The organism is Streptomyces sp. NPDC059355, assembly GCF_042752335.1.
GTDB lineage: Bacteria > Actinomycetota > Actinomycetes > Streptomycetales > Streptomycetaceae > Streptomyces.
The window spans coordinates 1-21,157 of the sequence record NZ_JBHYXN010000076.1 but is presented as its reverse complement, the minus strand read 5'-3'; the positions used below and the strand labels follow the sequence as shown (position 1 = coordinate 21,157).

Below are 21,157 nucleotides of genomic sequence, written 5' to 3'. Positions count from 1 at the left end.
TGTGGGCGTCGGCGTGGGGGTGGGTGTGGGCGTCGGCGTCGGCGTCGTGGCCCCGTCGAAGACCTCCGTGATCGGCTGGACGCTCGCCGCGTTGCCCGCGTGCGTCGTCGTGCGGAACAGGTCCTCGAAGGTGCGCAGCAGGTGGTGGTGGTTGAAGGCCGTGGCGTACTTGCCGGTCTTCACCTTCGCCCCGTAGAACACCGTGGCGATCTGGTTGGAGCCGAGATAGTTGTCCTCGTCCCACGTCAGCACCAGCAGGCTGTTGTTGGACTTCGCCCACTGCGCGTACGCGTCGATGTTGTTCCTCGTCCACGTGTCACCCGTGTTCACCGAGCACGAGTGCATGTCGTTGCACTGGTTCGGTACGACGAAGGACAGGTTCGGCAGGGCCCCGAAGTTGTTCTGCGGGAATTGTGTCCAGGTTTTCCCTGTATTGAGGGGTACGTTCTTGAAGGCGAACCACGGGTTGTGCTTCTGCGCGTACTGGCCGTTGGTACAGGCCGTGGACCCCTCCGCCGGCAGGTCCTCGTTGTACGTGGCGAACGTCTTCCCGGCCGCGATCAGCTCCTGGCCGAGGTTGGCCGCACTCATCGACTGCGGGGTGTAGCAGCCGTCCCCGGTGATGCCCTGGGTGGCGCCGGAGAACAGGTTGAAGTAGTTCGGCTGGCTGGGGTGGGTCAGCGCCTTCATGCCGGTCAGGCCGGCGCCGCCGTTCGCGAGCTGGTTGACGTACGGGGCGTTCGCGCTGCCGATGATCTCGCCGTACTGCTTGTTCTCGTACACGACGACCACCACGTGGTCGTACGTCGGCAGGTCGGCGGCCGCGGGCGTCCGCGCGGCCGCCGAACCCGTCTCGGCGGCCTGCGAGTTGGCCACGGTGAACGCGCCCAGCAGACAGAGCGTGCCGAGTGCGGCCACGAGCGCGGACCGGCGGGCCCCGCGTCTCGTGGCGGCCATGGGTGAGGGCATGAGAGGTTCCTCCTGGGTGTGGGTGTGGGTGTCGGTGTTCGTTCCTCGCGGGTGGTTCATTCCTCCCGCCGGGCCGCACCGGCCACGGCGATGTTCAGGAAGCGCGGCACCGGCCGGCCCCGGCCGCGGAAGTCCTCGGCCACCGCCGCCCGTAACGCCGGCAGGCGCGACGCGGGCAGCAGCACCAGCACGCTCCGCCCCGGCCGCCGCCCGGGAGGCCAGGCGCTCAGCGCCCCGGCCCGGCGGGCGCGGGCCACCGCCCGGGCCAGCTCGGCAGTCCGCTCCGCCGGCTCGCCCCGTACGGCGAGGAGCACCAGCCGCCTCCCCGAAGCGGCCGGGTCGAAGTCGACGTGGCGCCCCTCCTCCCCGGCGTCCGAAGGCAGGGCCTGACCGGGCCGGGCGAACAGCACCGCCCGCCGCAGCGCGTCGTCGCCGTCCGGCAGCGCCCGCGCCAGCAGCCGGGCCAGCTCGTCCCGGTCCGGTTGCGTGCCCGACGGGGTGTGTACGTCGGCCACCGCGAGCGCCATCGCACAGTCGGCGGGCTCCGCCGTGGCCAGCCCGGCGGCCTCCGTGAGCGAGCCCTGGACGTGCAGGTCGGTACCGCCGCGCCCGTACCCGGCGCGGGCCAGTGCCCGCAGCAGGGCGTACGGGCGGACGGCCCAGGCGGGGGCTGCGGGCGGCGGTCCGCCCGGGGTCAGCGGCAGATCGCAGCTGTCGGCGGGGTGCCCGAGGGAGCTGAGCCGCACCAGGCCGTCCGTACGCGGCGCGGCGGCGGCCGCCACCGGCCAGCCGGCCGCCGCGACCAGCCCGGGCGAGCCCAGGTGGAAGGCGTAGGGGGCACTCCAGACGGCGGCCGGCGGTCGGCCGTGCGCGGCCTCCAGCGCGTAGGCCACGAGCCGGAACAGCGGATCGGCGGTGGCCCGGCGCGCCAGGTCCGGCGGCACGGGAGCGACGGGGACGGAGCCGACGGCGACCGGGCCGACCGGGACCGGGCCGAGCGGGACCGGGCCGAGCGGCGCGGGGCAGGCGGGCGCCGAGCCGTCGGTCGCGGCACCGGCCCGGGTCCCCGTCACCGGTCCTCCCCGGCCGCCGTGGGCAGCCGGTCGTCGTCCCTGCGGGCCAGCAGCCGGTAGGCGTTGCCGCCGTCCGTGCGCCGGGCCAGGGCCGTCCGCAGCGCGTCGAGCGCCGCCGCGCCGGCGAAGCACGGCAGCGCGGCCGCCCGTACGGCATGCGCCAGCACCCGCCCGCGGGGCGTGGCCGGGGGAGCCCACGGGCGGTCCGGATCCGGCGCCAGCCGGGTGGTGGTCAGGGCCACCGCGCCGAAGAAGTCGTTGCCCTGATGGGCGGGGCCGTGCTCCTCGGCCAGGACGGTGAACCCGCGGTCGGCCAGCGCCTCGCGCAGGTTCGCAGCCGGGATCAGGTGCTGGTGCTGCGGCTGGAACCACGGCAGCCACGCGGAGCCCAGCAGCCGGGCCATCCGCGACCGCGGGTCGGGAAGCTCGATCGCCAGGAACCCGCCGGGGGCGAGGACGGCGGCCGCGGTGTCCAGCTCGGCCAGCGGATCCCGGGTGTGTTCCAGGTAGTGGTACATGCTGACCACCTCGTACCGGCCGGCCAGTTTCTGCGCGAACTCCGGGAACTGGCCCTGGAACCCGGTCTCCACCCAGCCGCGCCGCTCGGCCTCGGCGACCCCGTCGCCCATGTCCAGCCCGTCGAAGCGGGTGTCCGGCCAGACGGCGCGCGCAGCGTTGCAGAAGTGGCCGTGCCCGGTCCCGACGTCGAGCCACGAGGCCGGGGCGTCCACCGTGTGCGGCCGGAGCATCTCGGCGCGCTTGCGGTACGAGTCGCCGAGCCGCCCGAACACCGTCCCGGCGCCCTCGCCGCCGCGCCCGTCGTAGAAGTCCCGGTAGTAGAACTCCAGTCCGTCCAGGGTCAGTCGGGGGTTCTGGAAGACGTGGTGGCAGTCCGCGCACTGCTCCAGGGTGAACCGGCCGGGCTTGCCCTGGAGGAGGTCGGGCACCCGGACGCGTACGAAGAGCCGCCGCGAGCCGCACCAGGGGCAGTCCGTCCGCCGCGGTTCCAGGAACCGGTCGGTGCCGAAGGCCAGTTCGGCCCGGTACGCGGCCGAGCGCGCGGTGCCGGCGTCGGTGTCCGCGTCGGCGGGCGCACGCAGGACCGCGGCGGCCGTACGGACGGCAGCGCCGAGGGAACGCGCCGGCCGGGCGGCGGTGGCCCCGGGGAGATCGCCGGGACGCAGCGGGGCGCCCGGCCCGCCGAGCACCAGGTACGGCTGCAGCCAGTACAGCCCGGCCGCGACCGCACCCCACCGGCCCTGGCGCAGGGCGAGCCCGGCCAGCAGCCCCAGCCCGGCGAGCTGTGCGGCGGACAGCACCCCGGGCGGCAGCCCCTGGGCCCGCAACTCGGCCGCCCGTACCGCCCCCGCCGGATCCCCGGCCGGGCCGACGGAGAGTGCGGGGGCGACCGCCAGGCCCGTGGAGTCGGCGGCGTACTCCTTCAAACGCCGGGTCAGCGCCAGGAGATCGGCGGGCTCCCGTCCGCCGGCCCCGGCCGGACCCGCCTCGTCCGGACTGGGCCGGAGCAGGCCGGCCCGGCCCGGCTCCTCGCCGGTCGGGCCCAGTCCCGCTCCGCCGAGGGCGATCGGGCTCAGGTCCCGGCGGCCCGGTTCCGCTGCGCCCAGGTCCGCCCCGGCCCGCGCCAGGACCTCCTCGGCGACGAGCACGGCGTACCCGGCCCCGCGCCCCTCGGCGAGCCGGTCCTCGCGGTACCGGCCGGGGTCGACCAGGCGCAGCAGCCCCAGCACCCGCTCGGCGCCGAGATCGGCCGGCAGCAGGTCCAGCACCCGCAGGCCTTCCCGGTCGGCGTGCGCGCAGGCCGCCAGGAACGTGGCCGGGTCCACCTCGACCCCGCGCGCCGTCAGCAGACGCCACCCCGCGGCACGCGGCAGCCCCTCGGCCGCGGACGGGGGAGCGGGCAGTACGGGGATCGCCCGCAGCCGGCGGCGGGCCCGGACCGTACCCGCGCCGAGCGCGGCCAGGGTCAGCGCGGAGGTCCAGCGGACCCGGTGGAAGGGGGACGGGGTCATGTCAGCTTCTCCAACCGGTCGGCCGCGGCGGCGGCCCCGCCGGCCGCGGCGAAGGAGGCCTGGATCCGCCGGGCGGCCCGGCGATGGCCGGGATCGTCCAGCACGGCCGTGAGCGCATCACACAGTTCCTCGGCCCGGGTCCTGCCGAAGCGCACCCGTACCCCCGCCCCCGCCTCGACGACCTGCCGGGCCACGATCGGCTGGTCGTCGCGGATCGGCGCGACCACCAGCGGCAGCCCGTACGCGAGCGCCTCGCAGACGGTGTTGTGCCCGCCGTGGCTGACCACGGCGTCCAGGTGCGCCAGCAGCTCCAGCTGTGGCACCCGCTCCTGGACCAGTACGTTCCCCGGTACCGGCCCGACCAGCGAGGCCGGCGCGGCCAGCACCAACTGCACATCGCCGGCGAGCCGTTCGGCCGCCCGGAGCACGACGGCGTAGAAGCGGCCGCCGGCCTCCTGGTTGAGGGTGCCCAGCGAGACCAGTACCCTGCGCCGCTCCGGATCCAGCCGCTGCCACGGGAAGTGGGGCGCGGCCGGCCTCGCCCCGAAGGCGGGCCCGACGAAGGCGTGATGGGCAGGGAACTCAGCCCCGAGGCCGACGAGTTCAGGAGTCGAGAAGACGATCACCAGCCGCTCGGAGAACCGCGGATCCCAGTCCGCGTCCGGCATCCCGCAGGCCGAGAGGAACCCGGAGACCTGCCCGGAGACCCACTCCCCGACCTTCGGGAAATCGGCGAAGGGGCGGGTCAGCTCGGCCGACGTACTGGCCGAGGTGGCCCAGGGGATCCCGAGCCGGCGGGCGACCACCGGGCCGGCCAGCGCCTGCTGGTCGGCGACCAGCAGATCCGGCCCGAAGGAGTGCACGGCCTCCGTCACTCCCGCCACCATGGCCAGGCCCAACGGCACCAGTGCCTCCTCCCACAGGAAGCGCAGCGCCCCGACCCCGCGCAGGTCCCGCCAGCGCTCGTGCAGGGCCGCGTAGCCGCCGCCGGCCTCGTCCCCGGCGGGCAGGACGCGGGCGTGCGCGGGCAGCAGCCGGGCCAGTGCCCCGGCCGGGCCGGTCCAGGCCACCTCGTGGCCCCGGGCGGCCAGTTCGGCGCCGACCGCCACCGTCGGGTTGACGTGCCCGGCGAGCGGCGGGACCGTGAACAGCACCCTCATCGGACCAGCGCTCCCGCCCGCGGGACACGCGCGATGCGCACCGCCCCCGCCGCCGTCGCTTCGAGATGGGCGAGCACGGTCTCCCGCAGGACCCCGCTGCTCTCCTTCAGCACGTCGTGGCCGAGGCCGGGAAGGATCTCGATCGTGGCGCGCGGCGCGTACCGCGCCAGCTCACGAGCTCCCGGCACCAGTTCGGAGTGCTCTCCGCAGATGATCAGGGCCGGGCAGTCCAGCCGGGCGAAGTCGGCCGCGGTGAAGGTGCGGCTCGCCGCGATGTCGTCGATGAGGCTGGTCCGGTTCAGCAGCTCGTCGGCGATCGAGGTGAGGTTGGCCGCCTTGCGCAGCCGCAGTGTGAGCAGCTCGGCGGGGACCGGGCTGTCCTCCAGGCTGAGCGCGGCCGCGGACAGGGTGTCCACCATGTTCTCCACCCAGGCGCCGCCGAGCGGCGGTTCCAGCAGGGTCAGCCCGGCGACGAGGTCCGGGCGGGCGAGGGCGGCGTGGAGGGCCAGGGTGCCGCCGTAGCTGTTGCCGACCAGGTGCACGGGGCGGTGCCCGAGGCCCAGCGCGCCGAGCAGCGACACCAGATCCCGTACGGCGGTCCGGCTGTCGTAGCCCGTGGCGGGGCGCTCGGTACGGCCGTGGCCGCGGAGGTCGTAGAGGACGGCCTCGTGGCCCGCCCTGGCCACCGGGACGCCCAGGGGGCAGTAGAAGGAGGACAGGTTGTCCACGACCAGCCCGTGCAGGAACACGACGACGGGACGGTCCGGGCCGCAGGCCCCGGCGGCGGCCGGGAGCCGCTGGACGTGGAAGCGGAGCGAGCCCGCGGGGACGAAGGCCACGGCGGGCTCAGCCGGCCGTCGGCGCGGAGGCGGTCGCGGCCGGAGCGGTCGCCGCTGCCGGGGCCGCTTTCGCCGTCGGCGACGTACGGGCCAGGGAGGCGTGGGTGATGAGGCTGATGTGGGTGACGAGTTCGCCGACCGACATGGCGAGGATCGCGTCCATGTCCTTCTCGGCGAGGAAGCCCATCAGGTCCACCCCGGACCCGTAGCGCTCGTGCAGCAGCTCGGCGAGGGCGACGAACTCGATGCTCTCCAGGGCGAGATCCTCGTTGAAGCTCGTACTCATGGTGACCTCCTCCGCGAGAAGGAACTCGTCGCCGAGGATCTCCACGAGCATGCCGGTGATCTCGGCGAGGACGTCAGTGGTGGTGGCCATGGCTGGTCTCCGTGAGGTGGGAGGGGACGGGGGAGGGGACCGCGGGGTGGGCGGTCCAGGCGACGAGGTACTCGCCCGAGGCGGAACCGGCCGCGGGGTGGGGACCGGTCGGGCCCTCGGACCCGGCTGCGGGCAGGGTGGCGGTACGGACCGGGTGCGGCAGCCCTTCGGGCGACAGCACGAGCAGCCCGCCCGAACCGGGGTCCTGCGCGACCCGCCAGTCCCGGGGCCGGCCGCCGAGCCCGGTGCCGCGGGCCTTGGCGGCGGCCTCCTTCGCACACCACAGGGCGGTGAGGGCGGCCGGCAGCCCGGTGCCCTCGCGGGCGGCCAGTTCCTCGGCGAGCAGCAGCTCGGCCCGGGTGAGGGCGACCCGGATCAGGGCGTCTGGATCCCCGGTCACCGGCTCCACGTCGATGCCGACGGGGCGGGAGGGGTGGGCCAGGGCCACGGCCACCCGGTCCTTGTGCGCGATCGACAGCCGGAAGCCGCGGGCCAGGGCGCCCTCGGCGACGGGCCGCCCGGCCGGGTCGTTGCCGACCGGGACCTCCACCGGGAACACGGGCCCGGCCCCGCCGTCCCAGAGCCGTTGCCGCAGTGCGTCCTTGGCGGCGATGCGGCCCAGCAGCCACGGCGCCCGGGCGCGCGGCGCCAGCCGCTCGTACGCCGTGCGCTCGGCGGCGCCGAGGTAGCGGCGCATCACGAGCTCCTGCGAGGCGGGATCCGTCCACCGCCGCCGGGCCAGGCACCAGCCGGCTGGCTGAGGCTCGCCGATCCCGCACACCTCGGGGGTGAACTTCATCGGCCACACCCGCTCGTCGGCCCCGAAGCGGCGGTACGTCCAGCCCTCGATCCGGGCCCACACCACATGGTCGGGATCAAGAAGTTCGAGATCCCCGCGGACGGTGACGTCGCGGACGTCCCGGATCCGGGCCACGGCCGTGACCAGGGCGTGCGGCGGGGGCGGGGGCCCATAGAAGCGGATCCGGTCGACGGTGGCCGGGAACACCAACCGGTCGACGGGGAGCCGGAGCTGCATCCAGTGCCCGAACAGCTGCCCGGCGGCGTCGAGCAGCGCACCCGGGTCGGGGAGAGCGCGCAGGACCCCGTGGATGCCGTCCGAGCCGACGGACCGGACCTCGTGGACCCCGGCGAAGCGCGGCCCGTGGAACATCCAGCGGTCCCGGTACAGGGCCTCGGCGCTGACGGGGGCGGGGCGCGGATCGCCCAGCGGCGTGAGGTCGGCCGCGGGCGGCCGCGGGTGGCCCGGGCCGAGCAGGACGACCACGGAGGCGTACGGGCCCAGCCCGATCCGGATCCGTCCGGGGCCTTCGGCGCGGGCACCGACCTCGACGTCCAGGGCGGGCGCGGCGGGGAGCCAGCGCATGGCCCGTACGTCGTCGTACCCCAGCACGACCGCGCCCGGCGGGGCGTACCGACGGGCTGCGTCGGCGGCCAGCTCCAGCATGGTCGTCATCGGCACGACGGGAAACCGGTCGGAATCCTCCGGCCAGCCGTCGGGCTGCAGGTACACACAGTGGTCGCGTACGCAGGGCATGGCCTCGAGCGACACCCGCAGCCGGTGGGTCCCCCCGGCACTCCCCGCACCTTCACGCGCGTCCTCGGACTCCGCGTCCAACGCGGAAAGCAGCACGGGCCGGCCCGTCCGCGCAGCGGAAGGCGGTACGGGCCGCCCCACCGCCGGAGCCGACGGCGGTACCGGCTGTTCCGGCGCCGGAGCAGGTGCCGGGCGGGGGGCGATCGTGAGGCTGCCCAGGCGCGTTCGGGCCGCCTCGTCGAGGTGGACCAGCGGGGAGCCGAGGTCCAGGGCGACGGGCCGGCCCCGTACGGCGGGGCCGGTGGCGGGTGCCGGGTCGCGCAGGCGCTCCCAGCGCGGGGCGTGGCCCTCGGCCCACAGCGCGGCGCAGGTGCGCCGGAGGGCGGCCAGCCCCGACAGGCGCGGGGAGGACGTCGCCACCGAGAGGTGGGGGCGGTCCCGCAGGGTGTCCTCGACGAATCCCGGCAGGCTGCCCGGACCCATCGTCACGAACGTGCGGATCCCCGCCTCCTCGTACAGGCGGAGCGTCAGCTCCCGGAAGCGGACCGGCTCCAGCAGATGCCGTACCACCAGCTCCCGCACGTGCGCGGGCTCGTCCGGGAACGGCGCGCAGGTCGTCGCCGACCACACCGGCAGATCACCCCGGTGCAGCGGCAGCCGCGCGAACGCCGCCCGGACCTGCCCCAGGTACGGCTCCCACATCGGCGTGTGGAACCCGGACCGGAACGGCAGCTCCTGCCCGAGCACCCCCTCGCGCCGCAGCCGCTCCAGAACCTGTCCGACCCCCGCCGGGTCCCCGCACACCACCGACTGGTGCGGGCAGTTGTCGTGGCTGACCACCACCCCGTCCAAGCCGTGCAGCGCGGCCTCGGCCCGGCGCGCCCCGCAGCCCAGCGCCGCGTACACGAGGTCCGGGACCTTCAGCGACCCCGGCCGCAGCGAGTCCAGGAAGGAGTCGGCCGCGTCCTGCGGGTACATCCCGCCGGCCACCATCGCCGCCCACTCGCCGAGACTGTGCCCCGCCGACACAGCGGCCGTCACGCCGAGTTCCGGCAGGACCCGCGCGAAGAACCGGCCCGTCGCGAGGGCGTCCAGCGCCCGTTCCATCAGCTCGGCGCCCCGGCCGAGCCGCGGCCGCTCCAGCCCCATCCGGTCCGCGACATCGTCCAGCACCGGTGCGAACTCCGGCTCCAGGCCCGGGAACAGGAACGCCGTGCCCCCGCCCAGCGGTTCCGGGGTGAACCACACGTCCCCCCGCCCCCGCCAGGCCCGACCGCGCTCCACCGCCTTCGCGGCGAGCGCGCGCCGCTGCGGGGTCGGCCCGACCACGGCCAGCCGGCACGGCCCGTCGCCCGCGGACGCCGACCCGGTGGCCAGCAGCTCCGCCAGCTCGGCCGGACCGTCCGCGCCGAGCAGCAGCACGTCCTCGCGCGCACCGGCCCCCACCGCCGGCCCGCCCGCGGGTCCCAGCGGCAGGAAGCGGCGTACGGGCGCCGCGGGCGCGGTGGCACCCGGGGCCTCCTCCAGGACCGCGTGCGCGTTGATCCCGCCGAAGCCGAAGGCGTTGACCCCCGCCCGGCGCGGCTGCGGCCCCCGCTCCCACGGCTCCGCCGCCGTCACCGGCCGCATCCGGGTCCGGGCCAGATCCGCGTGCGGCTCCTCCAGGTGCAGGGTCGGCGGCAGCACCCCCTCGGACACGGCGAGCGCCGCCTTGATCAGCCCGGCCATGCCCGAGGCCTGCATGGTGTGTCCCACCATGGACTTCACCGATCCGAAGCCGACCCAGGGACCTCCCGCGACCTCGGCGGGGCCGAACACCTGCGCCAGTGTGTCCAGTTCCGCCGCATCCCCCACGGGCGTGCCGGTGCCGTGCGCCTCCAGCAGTCCCAGCGCGCCCGGGGACCGCGGATCCAGACGGGCCTCCCGCCAGGCCCGCTCCAGGGCCCGTACCTGACCGGCGGCCAGCGGGCTCATCAGGCTGGCGGCCCGGCCGTCCCCGGCCACCCCGGTGCCGCGGATCACCGCGTAGATCCGGTCCCCGTCCCGCTCCGCGTCCGCGAGACGCTTCAGCAGCACCACGCCCGTGCCCTCGGACAGCAGGGTTCCGTCCGCCCGCCGGTCGAAGGGCCGGATCCGCTCGCTCGGGCTCAGCGCCCGCAGCTGCGTGAACACGCTCCACAGCGTGGCGATGTGGCAGTGGTGGACCGCCCCCGCGACCACCGCGTCGCACCGCCCGCCCGCCAGCAGTCCCACCGCCTGGTCCACTGCCAGGAGCGAGGAGGCGCAGGCCGCGTCGAGCGTGTAGGCGGGGCCGCGGAAGTCCAGCCGGTTCGCGGTGCGGGCGGCCGTGAAGCTCGGCACCAGCCCGATCGAGGCGTCCGGCCGCTCCGGCCCCAGTGCCTCCTGGAAGGCGGCCCGCACCTCGCCGATCCGCCGCTCACCGAGCTCGGGCGCCAGATCCCGCAAGGTCTGCGCCAACTGGTGTGCGGTACGCACCCGCTGGTCGAGCCGGGCCGTGGCCACGCCCATGAACCCGCCGCGCCCCAGCACCACCCCGATCCGGGACCGGTCGGCCGGCATCCTGTCCTCGCCGCCCGCGTCGGCGATCGCCTCGGCCGTCGCGTGCAGGGCCAGCATCTGGTCCGGCTCGGCTCCCTCCACGGCGGTCGGCATGATGCCGAACCGGGTCGGGTCGAAGGCCGCCAGCCCGTCGACGAAGCCACCGCGCCGGCAGTAGAACCGGTCCCCGCGCACGGGCCCGGCGGCGCCTTCCGGGTCGTAGTACACCTCGGGGTCCCAACGCCCTGGCGGCACCTCGGAGATGGAGTCCGTACCGGCGTACAGATTGCGCCGGTACGCAGCCAGGTCGGCGGCGCCGGGGAAGACGGCGCCCATCCCGACGATGGCGGCGTCGGTCGGCCGGGGGCCGCGCCACTGTCGCTCACTCATGGCCCGCGCCCTCCTGCGCCATCAGGACCACCTGTACGTCGCCGCCGTGCGCGAGTTCGGCGAGGAACGCGGTGGTCCCGGCCTCGGGGGAGATGAGCGGGATCCCGCGCCGGGCGTACGCGCGCTCCAGCTCGGGGGTGACCATCCCGCCCGCCTCGGCCGCCCAGGGGCCCCAGTCGACGGACAGCACCCGGCCCGGGAAGGTGTCGGCCCAGGTGTGGGCGAGCCCGTCGAGGGCGTCGTTCGCGGCGGCGTAGTCGCTCTGGCCGCGGTTGCCGTACACCCCGGCGACGCTGCCGAAGAGGGCCAGGAAGGCCGGGGCGGGCGCGGCGCCGTGCTCGGCGGCCGCGGCCGCCAGGTTCCGGGCCCCGGCCACCTTGGTGGTGAACACCTCCGTGAACACGTCCGGTTCCTTGTCGCGGAGCAGACCGTCGCGCAGGGTCCCGGCGCCGTGCACGATGCCGTCGAGCCGTCCGTGCCGGGCCCGTACGTCGGCCACGACGGCCCGTACGGCGTCGGCGTCGGCGACGTCGGCGCGGTGGTACCGGACGGACGCGGCGGTCCCGGCGAGGGCGGCCAGCGTGGCCCGTACCTCCCGCTCGGCCAGGATCCGCGAGGCCGCGGCCTCGATCTCGGCGGGGGTGCGCAGCCCGCCGCGGATGAGGGCGGCCCGCAGCGCCACCCGGTCACCGGCGTGCACGAACTCGTCCCCCTGGCCCGAAGGCTCGGGCGTGCGCCCCATCAACTCGACGTGACACCCGGTGACCCGGGCCAAGGCGACCGCGGTCCGCGCAGTGATCCCCCGTGCCCCGCCGCTCAGCAGGACGACGGACCCGGGCCCGAGCGGGCTGCCGGCCGCCGGGGGGAGCGGCGCCGGTACCGGGCGACGGGCGATCCGGAGCCCTTCGGCCGTGTACCCGACGGAGGCGAGTCCTTCACCCGGATCGGACAGCTCCGCGAGCAACTGGGCCGCGATCCGACCCGGGTCCTCCTTGGGGTGGAGGTCGACAGCGCGGACGAGGGTGCCGGGGAACTCCAGGGCGGCGCTGCGGGCGAAGCCGTGCAGGCCGCTGCCGGGGGTGGAACCGAGGATCAGCCGGCGGACACCGCCGGTGAGGGCACGCCGGTACCCGGGGAAGGCGGCGGGGAGCACGGGCTCCTGCCCGGCCCGGAGCGCGGACAGGTCGACGATGCCGTCGAATCCGGCTTCGGCCCGGGCCAGTACTTCTCCGCGGACCCCCTGCGCCTCCAGAGCCCCGCAGAGCGCGGCAGCCACCCCCCGGCCGTCCTCCACGACCCCGACCCGCAGACCCCGAAGCGCACCGGGATCCCCGTCGGCCGCCGCGATCGGCACCTCGTCCACCCGCATCCGCCGAAGCGTTGCGGCCGGTGCGGATCCGGCCGGCGGCGAAGCCGAACCCGGAGCGGGTCCGACCGGCGCCGGGGCCGCCGCCGGCCCTGGAGCCGGCCCGGCTGCGACCTGAGCCGTTGGCGGTGTCGAGGCCGCTGCCGATGCCGGTCCTGCGGCTGCGCCTTCCGCTGCCGGGGCCGGATCGGACCCGGGGGCGTGGGTGGTCACCCAGTCGACGATGCCGCGCAGGGTCTTGATGCGGGACAGCTCCTCCACGGCCGACTCGGCGGAGCCGCCGGGGTCGGTGGGAAGCCCGATCCTGTCGGCCAGGGCGCCGATGATCTCGACCCGCTTGATGGAGTCGATCGAGAGGTCCGCCTCCAGGTCCAGCTCGGGGTCGAGCATGTCCCTCGGGTATCCGGTCCGGGTGTGCACGATCTCCAGAACGGCGTCCATCACCTCCTCCGCGGACCCGGCCCCGACCTGCGCCCGAGAACCTCGGTCGCCCGCGGGGGCAGGATCGTCGGCGTCCCCTGCCGACTCCGCCCCGTCGAGCCCCCCTTCGGCGCCGGCCCCGGCCCCGGCGCCGCCGCCCGGCCCGTGGCCGTTCACGCCGGCTTCCCCGGCGCCGGGCCGGACCGGGGCACCCGTCGGAGCCGCCCACCCTGCGGGGCCCGCAATGCCGCCCGGCCCGTTGCCGTTCGCGCCGGCTCCGGTGGTGCCGGGCCAGGCCGGGGCGCCCGTGGGGGCGGGCGGCGGTCCGAGGCCTGTGAGACCGGCCGGCCCGTTGCCGTTCGCGCCGGCCTCCCAGGCATCGGGCCAACCCGGGCCGCCCGCAGGCCCTTGGCCGTTCGTGGCGACCTCGCCGGTGCCCGGCCAGGCCTGCGCGGCCGTCGGGGCTGCCGTGTCGTCGACTCCGGCCGGTACCCCGGCCGGGGCCGCGGTGGCTCCCAGGTAGCCGAGCAGGACCGCCCTCTGGGCCTCGATCAGCTCGCGCGAGCCGCGCAGGTACTCCAGTACCGCCTCCTGACGCCGGTCGGGCCCCGGCACCGCGGGCACCGCGTATCCGGGCGCGGGAGCGGCGTCCGGTGCAGTGGGTGCCGCGTGCCACACGGCGCCGGGCACGGCCGTCGCGGAAGCCGTGTACGCCGCGGGCGACGCCGAGCCGGCCGAGCCGGTCGCCGCATACGGGGCAGGGGTGCCCACAGGCCCCGGTGCGGGGCCGGAAGCGAGGGGAGCCGCAGGTTCTGCGGGCCACGCCACGGCGGGCGCCTGCTTCCCCGCGCGCTGCGCATGCGCAGCGGTGGAGGCCGCCGGCTCCGTGTGCCGTGCCGCCGGGGCGGGCGGGGCAGCCGCCGCATGGGCGGGATGCGGGGTCTGGCCCGCCCCCGGCACCGGTACCGGCTCGGAGGTGGCGGGCGCCGCGTGCCATGCCATGGCGGGCGCGGGCGCGGGCTCCGGCGCCCGGGCGGGGGCCCCGACGCGGATCGCGGGCCGGAGGCCGCCCGGGATCGGGGTGCCCGCGGCCGTGCGCGTCAGGTGGCCGTCGACCAGCCAGCCCGGGCGGCGGGGGGCTCGGTCCGGAAGGGCGGCGGTGCGGCCGCGGAACAGGGGTTCCGGGGTGACCGGGACGCCGGCGGCGGCCAGTTCGGCCAGGGCCGTGACCAGCCGGGTCAGCCCGTGCTCGCCCGGGACGTCCAGCGGGACCGCCGTATGGGGGCGGTCGGCGAGGATCCGGCCCACCAGGCCCGACAGGACCCGGCCCGGGCCCGCTTCCACGAAGGTCCGGACACCGGCCGCGTACATGGCCTCCACCTGGTCCACGAAGCGGACCGGCTCCGCGACCTGCCGGGCGAGGAGCCCCCGTACGGCTTCCGCGTCCTGCGGGTACGGAGCCGCCGTCGTGTTCGACCAGACCGGGACGGCGGCGTCGGCAACCGCCGTCCCGGCCAGCTCGGCTGCCAGCCCGGCCGCCGCCTCCGCGACCACCGGGCTGTGGAACGCGCAGGCCACCGGCAGGGGCTGCGCCGAGATGCCCGCCGCGTGCAGCGACCCCACGGCCACCGCGACCGCCGCCGTCGGACCCGAGACCGCGCACTGCCGCGGCGCGTTGTGGTTCGGGACCACACACCCGGCCCGCTCCGCGAGCTCGCGGACCTCCTCCGGCGCCGCCAACACCGCCGCCATCGACCCCGGGTCCTCCCCCGCGGCCGTGAGGATCGCCTCGGCCCGGCGCGTGCTCAGTCGCAGCAGGCTCGCCGTGCCGTACACCCCGGCCGCCCACAGGGCGGTGAGCTCCCCGTACGAATGCCCCGCCACGCAGTCCGGCCGTACGCCGAGCCGCCCCAGCAGCAGGTGCGCCGCCGCGCCCGCCAGCCCCAGCGCGGGCTGGGCGATCCGGGTGTCCGTGACCGCCGCCCGCTGCGCGGCCCGTGCCTGCACCGTGAACGCCCCCGGCGGGAAGACGGCCGTGACCACCGCGCGCGGAGCGTCGTCGAGCAGGACCCGGAGTCCCGGGAAAGCCGCGTACAAATCGCCCAGCATGCCCACCCGTTGGCTGCCCTGCCCGGGGAAGAGGAACGCCACCTGCCCCGGGTCCGCCGACTCCTCCCGTACGTGGACCCCGTCACCCGCGGTGAACCCCCGGGCCCGCTCCAGCCGGGCCGCCAGCTCGTCCAGGTCGGCGGCCACGACCGCCACCCGCACCGGCCCCGAGCCGGAGCCCGCCTCCGCGGCCAGGTCCCGCAGCGCCCACGGCCGCCCGGCCGCGTCGTTCTGCTCCAGCCGCGCCGCGAGCCGGCCATCGCCCGCCCAGCCGCCCGCCGGTCCTCGCCGCGGAAGCAGAACAGCTCCGCCGGCCACTCCTCCCGGCCCTGCTCCGGCTCCTCGGCTCCCGCGTAACCGGCCAGCACGGCGTGGTAGTTGGTGCCGCCGAAGCCGAACGCGCTCACGCCCGCGATTCGCCGCTCCACCGGTACCGCCCACGGCCGGGCCTCGGTGTCGAAGGCGAACGGGCTGGTCTCGGCCTGCCAGGCCGGATTCGGCCGGTCGATGTGCAGCGTCGGCGGCCGGACCCCCGAATGCACCGCGTGGGCCGCCTTGATCAGCCCGGCCAGACCCGCCGCGCACTTGGTGTGCCCCAGCTGCGATTTCACCGAGCCCAGCGCACACGCGCCCACCTGGGCCCCGGCCTCGGTGAACACCGCTCCGAGCACGCCCAGTTCGGTGCTGTCGCCGACCACCGTGCCCGTACCGTGCGCCTCGACCAGACCCACCTCGCCCGGCGAGATCCCCGCCCGCGCATAGGCCCGCTCCAGCGCCCGCCGCTGCCCCTCCGGCCGCGGCGCGGTCAGCCCGAGGGAGCGGCCGTCGCTGGACGCCCCGACCGCCTTGACCACCGCGTACACCCGGTCGCCGTCCCGCTCCGCGTCCGCGAGCCGCTTCAGCACCAGCGCGCCCACGCCCTCGCCGAGCGCGATCCCGTCGGCCGCGGCGTCGAAGGGCCGGCAGCGCCCGCCCGGCGACAGGGCGCGGACCGAGGCGAACAGCAGGTAGTCGTTGATCCCGTTGTGCACGTCGGCGCCTCCGCACAGCACCATGTCGCTGTCACCGTCGCTCAGTTGGCGACAGGCCAGGTCCAGGGCGGCCAGCGACGAGGCGCACGCGGCGTCGACCGTGCAGTTCGCGCCGCCGAGGTCGAGCCGGTTGGCCACCCGGCCCGCGATCACATTGGCGAGGATCCCGGGGAAGGAGTCCTCGGTCAGCCGCGGGAGCTGCTCGTCCAGGGCGGGCGGCAGCTCCCCGAGGTACGCGGGATGCAGCGCCCGCAGCCCGTACGCGCCCGCCAGCTCGGTACCGGCCTCGGCGCCGAAGACCACCGAGGTCCGCGAGCGGTCGAACTCCCGCTCCTTGCCGTAACCGGCGTCCTCGAGAGCCCGCGCCGAGATCTCCAGGGCCAGCAGCTGCACCGGCTCGATCCCGGCCAGCGAGGACGGCGGGATCCCGTGCGCGAGGGCGTCGAAGGGCACCGGGTCCAGGAACCCGCCCCAGCGCGAGGGGGTGCGCTCGCCGGCCCGCGCCGGGTCGGCGTCGTAGTAGAGCGCCGGGTCCCAGCGCTCGGCCGGGACCTCGGTCACCGCGTCCCGCCCGGCCAGGATCTGCGCCCAGTACGCGGCGAGATCGGGTGCGCCCGGATAGGCGCAGGCCATCCCGACGATGGCGATGTCGAGCGGGTCGGCGGCCCCGTCGGAGGCCCCTTCCCCGGCGCCCGTGGCGGCAATTTCCCGGGCCCGCCGCTCCAGCAACTCCGTCGCGCCTTCGGTCACCTGGGCGTGCAGGGCGGCGACCGTCGTCGTGCCGTGACGCAGGGCGGCGGCCTGGCCCAGCATGAACAGGCCTTCCGCGTACTGCCGTTCCTCGTCCACGGCCTCCAACTCCGCGCTCTCGCCCCGGCGCAGCCCCTTGCTGGCGATCCGCAGCCGCCCCAGGTTCAGCCGCTCCAGCTCCTCCCACATCTCGCGCGGCTCGGTCCCGCCCTGCGCGAGCCGCCGCCGGGTCTCCTCGAAGGTGTGGGCGTACGGCGTGTCCGCGCAGCGCGTGGCATGGCCGGGCGCGGTGTGCAGCAGTACGGTGTCCGCGCACTCCACCGCCGCCCGCTGGAACCGGGGGGTGACCGCGCCCGCGGCCACGGCCTCCTCGGTGAACAGGTAGGCCGTGCCCATCAGTACGCCGATCCGGGCGCCCCGCTCCGCCAGCGGGGCGGCGGCCGCGACGGCCATCGCCGCGGAGCGCTCGTCGTGGATCCCGCCGGCGAACAGCACGTCCAGGGCGGCCGGTTCGCAGCAGGCGAGCAGCCGCTCGATCTGCTCCTCCCACAGCGGGAACGAGGCGCGCGGCCCGACATGGCCGCCGCACTCAAGCCCCTCGAACACGAACCGCCGCGCCCCTTCCGCGAGATACCGCTCCAGGAGGCCCGGCGAGGGCACGTGCAGATGGGTCAGCGTCCCGGCGGCCTCCAGCGGGGCCGCCTGCGCCGGGGTGCCGCCGGCGATGATCGCGTACGGCGGCCGGGTCCCGGCCACGGCCGCCAGCTGTTCCCGCCGCAGTTCGGGCGGGGCGAAGCCGAGCAGGCCCACGCCCCAGGGCCGGTCCCCGAGCCGCTCGGCGGTCTCGGCCAGCAGGCGCCGTACGTCCGGCCCCTCCATCACGGCCAGCGCCAGGTACGGGATCCCGCCCGCGGCCGCCACCGCCTCCGCGAAGGCCGCCTGGTCGCTGACCCGGGTCATCGGTCCCTGGGCGACGGGCCGGGCCGCCATGAGCGGCCGGGAGCGCACCACGGCCGCCAGATGGCCGGTGACGGCGGCCCGGACGGCCTGGAGCACACCGCCGGTCGTGCGGTGGCGCGCGGCGAGCCGGGCCGCCGCGGCTCCGTCCTGGCCGACGGGCAGCAGCTGCGTACGCAGGTCCCGGGCCCCGAGCAGGGCAGCGGCCGGACCCTGCGGCGAGGGCAGATCGGGCCGCGCGTACACCCGGTGGCCGTCGACCAGCCGGGTCTCCGAGCCGTCCATCGCCCTGATCGCGGCCGCCACTTCGACGGGCAGCCCGGCTTCACCCTCGGTCGTCAGGGCCAGTTGTACGTCGACCAGCACCCCCGAGGCTCCGCCCGCGACGGCCGCGGCCGCCGTATGCGGGCCGATCCCGCCCCGGGCCACGACGGGCACGCCGACGCCGGGGTCGGCGAGCAACTGCTGGACCAGGACGAAGGTGGTGGCCCCGCCCACCCGGCCACCGGCCTCGTGCCCTTTGGCTACGACCGCACCGGCCCCGGCGGCCACGGCGGCCCGGGCCTCCGCCGGGCCGGTGGCCTCGGCCCAGACGCGCGGCCGCCCTGGAGCCGCCGCCCAGCCGGCGACGCGCTGCGGGGTGTGCTCGGCGGGGTCGGCGAGCAGCACCGTGTCCACCTCGGAGGGCAGCTGCTCCGGCCCGAGCGGGCAGCCGGCGGGCACCCGTACGCCGTAGCGCCGACCGGGGCCGAGCCGCCGGGAGAGCTCCGCGAAGGCGGCCCGCGCGGTGTCGGGGTCCCGGCCGAGGTCGAGCAGTCCGAGGCTGCCCGCCCGCTCGGCGGCGATCACGATCCGGGGCTGCGGCTCTTCGAAGGGGCTGAGCGCGACCACCAGATCGCGCGGGGCGGCGGACCGCGGGGTCGGCTCGCCGGTGTGGGGGGACGGCATGGGCTGGGGGGTCACGGGCGCTCCTCATCGAGTGCTGTGTCACATGTCGCCGGTTGCGCAGGGCCGGGCAAGGCGTGGCGGTGCACCCCCGGGCAAGCCGGGGCGCAGGGGCGAACGGGGTGAGCCGGGTGCGGGGCCTGCGGGGGCACAGGGGTGAGCGGGGGCGGGCGGGGGCGCAGGGGCGAGCGGGCCGAGCGGGGGCAGCGGGGAACGCGCGCAGGCAGTTCCCCGCCGGTACAGGTGGCCGGGCGACCCGTCTGGGTGGGACGGGCTTGAACGGTGGTCAATTCCCCTGACGCCGGGATGCATCGTGCGGTGGCCGCCGTGCACTGTCAACGGCCATGCGGAGTAAGGTCCTTCACGTACCGGAGGGATATCGGGCGGCCCCGGGGCACCCCGCGAGCATCACCCGCGGGCTCCCTTCGGACCGCTGACCTGCGATGTTCCCCGTCGGGGCAAGCGCCGGCGGAGCGGCGGCCGAGGTGCGGCGGGGGTCGGGGCTCATGCCCGGCCGGTATGCCTCGGCACCCCCTGAGCATGAACACCCGGCGAAATTCGTGCAGTTGTTCACCATGACGCCCCTTACGGGGTCAACCTCACGCGGTTACCGTCCGGTCATGACCCCCACACTCGCGCAGCTTCGTTATCTCGTCGCCGTCGCGGACTGCGGTTCCATCACCGGCGCGGCGGCCTCGGTCTTCGTTGCCCAGTCCGCCCTGTCGCGGGCCGTCCAGGCCATGGAGCGCGACCTCGGCGTCGAGCTCCTCGCCCGCCGGGGCAGAGGGGTGGACCTCACGCCCGAAGGCACCCGGGTGGTCCGGCTGGCCCGCACCGTGCTCGACGCGGTGGACGCCATCGACGACATCGGGACCCCGAACGGCACGGGCGGGCGGGTCACCCTCACCCTCGTCACCACGCCCACCCTGGCCCTCGACCTGGCCTCCGAGCTGGTCCCGGCCTTCACGGCGCGCCACCCCGGCGTGCAGGTGCGACTGCACCAGCACGACGGACGGGAGCCACTCGTCCGGGAACTCCTGGACGGGACGTCGGAGTTGGCCCTGGTCGACCTGCCGGTCGACAAGGAGCTCTCCACGCACCACATCCAGGAGCGCGAGGTGGTGCTGGTCTCGCCCCTCGGTGCCCGCCTGCCCGACCCGGTGCCGTTCCGGCTGCTCGACGGCCTGCCGATGGTCCTGCCGACCCCGGGCACCGGGCGGCGTACCGAGATGGAGGCGATGTTCAGCTGCCTCGGGGTCCGTCCCGTGCCCGCGTTCGAAGTCGACGAGCGGCTCGCCTGGGTGACCGGCGTGACCGACGGCCGCGGCTCCCTCATCTGGTACCGGGACGTGGTGCTGAGGGCCTTCGGCAGCCGCGCCGAGATCCGCTCCTTCACCCCGCCGCTGCTGCGGCCGGTGGGCATCGCGCACGCCCGCCGGCCGCTGACCCGCGCCGCCCGGGCGTTCATCGCGCACGCCCGCCACAACGCCCCCGTCCGGGAGCCGGCGCGCTGACCGGGAGCCGTCGGACGTCGCCGGAAGCCATCGGGAGCCGGCGGAACCCGCCGAGTTTCGGCCAGATATGCCGGTCCGGCATTGAACGATGCTCAAACGGGGGGTCGCCGGGTCTGGCGGTCACCATCTGATGTGCCATCACATGATGTGCATGTCTCGACTCCTCGCACCCCCCTGGGCCGCCGCCCTCGCGACCGCGGTCCTCGCCACCGTGCTGTCGGCCACCGCATGGCAGACCGCCGGCCCCGCGGGGGCCGCCACCGGCCCGGCCACCGCCCCCGCGGCCGCCCCTGCGGCGGCCGCGCTCGCCCCGGAACGCAGGTGCACGCTGCCCGGAGGCATGGCCGAACTCAGCGGGCTCGCCATGAGCCGCAAGCACCCGGGCGTCTTCTACGCCGTCAACGACAGCGGCAACACCAACCAGGTCTTCGCCGTCGACTGCACGGAGGCGACCGGCCGGCTCAAAGCCGCCTACACCCTTTCCGGCGTGGGCAACACCGACTGGGAAGGGCTCACGATCGGCAAGGACGCGGCCGGGCTCCCGGTGATCCTGGTGGGCGACATCGGGGACAACTTCAGCAGCCGCGCCGAGATCCTCGTGCACTCCTTCGCCGAGCCCGACGAACTCGCCGACGCCACCGTCACCCCGGTGACCTACACGTTCGCCTACGCGGACGGCCGGCACGACGCCGAATCCCTGCTCGCAGACCCCGTCACCGGACGGCTGTACATCGCGAGCAAGCTGATCGGCGCGGCGGGCCAGTTGTACAAGGCCCCGCTGCCTCCGCAGAGCGGCCAGGTCAACACGCTCACCGCGGTCCGGCCCGGCCCGGCCTTCACCACCGACGGCGCGTTCTCGCCGTCGGGCGCCTCGTACACGCTGCGCAGTGGCGGGCCGCTGGGCGCGAACACGGCTTCCGTGTACGACACCGCGGGGACCAAGCTCGCGGACGTCGCCCTGCCGGCGCAGTCGCAGGGCGAGACGGTGACGTACTTCGACTGCACGAGCCTGCTCGTCGGCTCGGAGAACGACACCCGGATCTGGCGGGTCCCGCTGCCGCCGGAGGCCACCCCGGGCTGCGGAACCACCCCCACGCCCACACCCACCCCGACG

10 protein-coding genes and 1 pseudogene are annotated in these 21,157 nt (G+C 76.3%); 2 read left to right on the top strand and 9 right to left on the bottom strand.

The window, feature by feature from the left end; translation table 11 throughout:
* The 9 genes and pseudogenes from ACFXGI_RS37705 to ACFXGI_RS37665 form a co-directional block, all read right to left on the bottom strand.
* Positions 1-957 (bottom strand): alkaline phosphatase family protein (locus ACFXGI_RS37705; RefSeq protein ID WP_384717278.1); only part of this gene is annotated, 957 nt, incomplete at its 3' end.
* Positions 958-1,025: 68 nt separating this feature from the next.
* Entirely contained in the window at positions 1,026-2,042 is a 1,017-nt protein-coding gene (locus ACFXGI_RS37700; protein WP_384717275.1) for a galactokinase, read from the bottom strand.
* A complete protein-coding gene (locus ACFXGI_RS37695; RefSeq protein WP_384717272.1) occupies positions 2,039-4,072 on the bottom strand; it encodes a methyltransferase domain-containing protein in 2,034 nt (677 codons plus the stop codon). The genes ACFXGI_RS37700 and ACFXGI_RS37695 overlap by 4 nt, the downstream gene beginning before the upstream one ends.
* Positions 4,069-5,232, bottom strand: a complete 1,164-nt coding sequence (locus ACFXGI_RS37690) for a glycosyltransferase (protein ID WP_384717269.1) — start codon at positions 5,230-5,232, stop codon at positions 4,069-4,071. The genes ACFXGI_RS37695 and ACFXGI_RS37690 overlap by 4 nt, the downstream gene beginning before the upstream one ends.
* The gene (locus ACFXGI_RS37685) at positions 5,229-6,071 is read right to left on the bottom strand and encodes an alpha/beta fold hydrolase (protein WP_384717266.1); all 843 of its coding nucleotides are present in this window, start codon (positions 6,069-6,071) and stop codon (positions 5,229-5,231) included. The genes ACFXGI_RS37690 and ACFXGI_RS37685 overlap by 4 nt, the downstream gene beginning before the upstream one ends.
* Positions 6,072-6,078: 7 nt before the next feature.
* Positions 6,079-6,447 carry an acyl carrier protein gene (locus ACFXGI_RS37680; protein WP_384717263.1) on the bottom strand — a complete coding sequence of 123 codons (369 nt, stop codon included), beginning with the start codon at positions 6,445-6,447 and terminating at the stop codon, positions 6,079-6,081.
* Positions 6,431-10,951, bottom strand: a complete 4,521-nt coding sequence (locus tag ACFXGI_RS37675) for a beta-ketoacyl synthase N-terminal-like domain-containing protein (protein ID WP_384717260.1) — start codon at positions 10,949-10,951, stop codon at positions 6,431-6,433. The genes ACFXGI_RS37680 and ACFXGI_RS37675 overlap by 17 nt, the downstream gene beginning before the upstream one ends.
* The gene (locus ACFXGI_RS37670) at positions 10,944-14,993 is read right to left on the bottom strand and encodes an SDR family NAD(P)-dependent oxidoreductase (protein ID WP_384717257.1); all 4,050 of its coding nucleotides are present in this window, start codon (positions 14,991-14,993) and stop codon (positions 10,944-10,946) included. The genes ACFXGI_RS37675 and ACFXGI_RS37670 overlap by 8 nt, the downstream gene beginning before the upstream one ends.
* A gap of 419 nt (positions 14,994-15,412) precedes the next feature.
* A pseudogene (locus ACFXGI_RS37665) lies at positions 15,413-17,587 on the bottom strand (beta-ketoacyl synthase N-terminal-like domain-containing protein); the annotation flags it as partial.
* Positions 17,588-19,149: 1,562 nt separating this feature from the next.
* Between ACFXGI_RS37665 and ACFXGI_RS37660 the strand changes: the two are divergent.
* Complete coding sequence (locus ACFXGI_RS37660) at positions 19,150-20,043, top strand: LysR family transcriptional regulator (RefSeq protein WP_384717254.1); 894 nt, start codon at positions 19,150-19,152, stop codon at positions 20,041-20,043.
* A gap of 151 nt (positions 20,044-20,194) precedes the next feature.
* The coding region (locus ACFXGI_RS37655) for a hypothetical protein (protein WP_384717251.1) at positions 20,195-21,157 on the top strand (963 nt) is incomplete at its 3' end.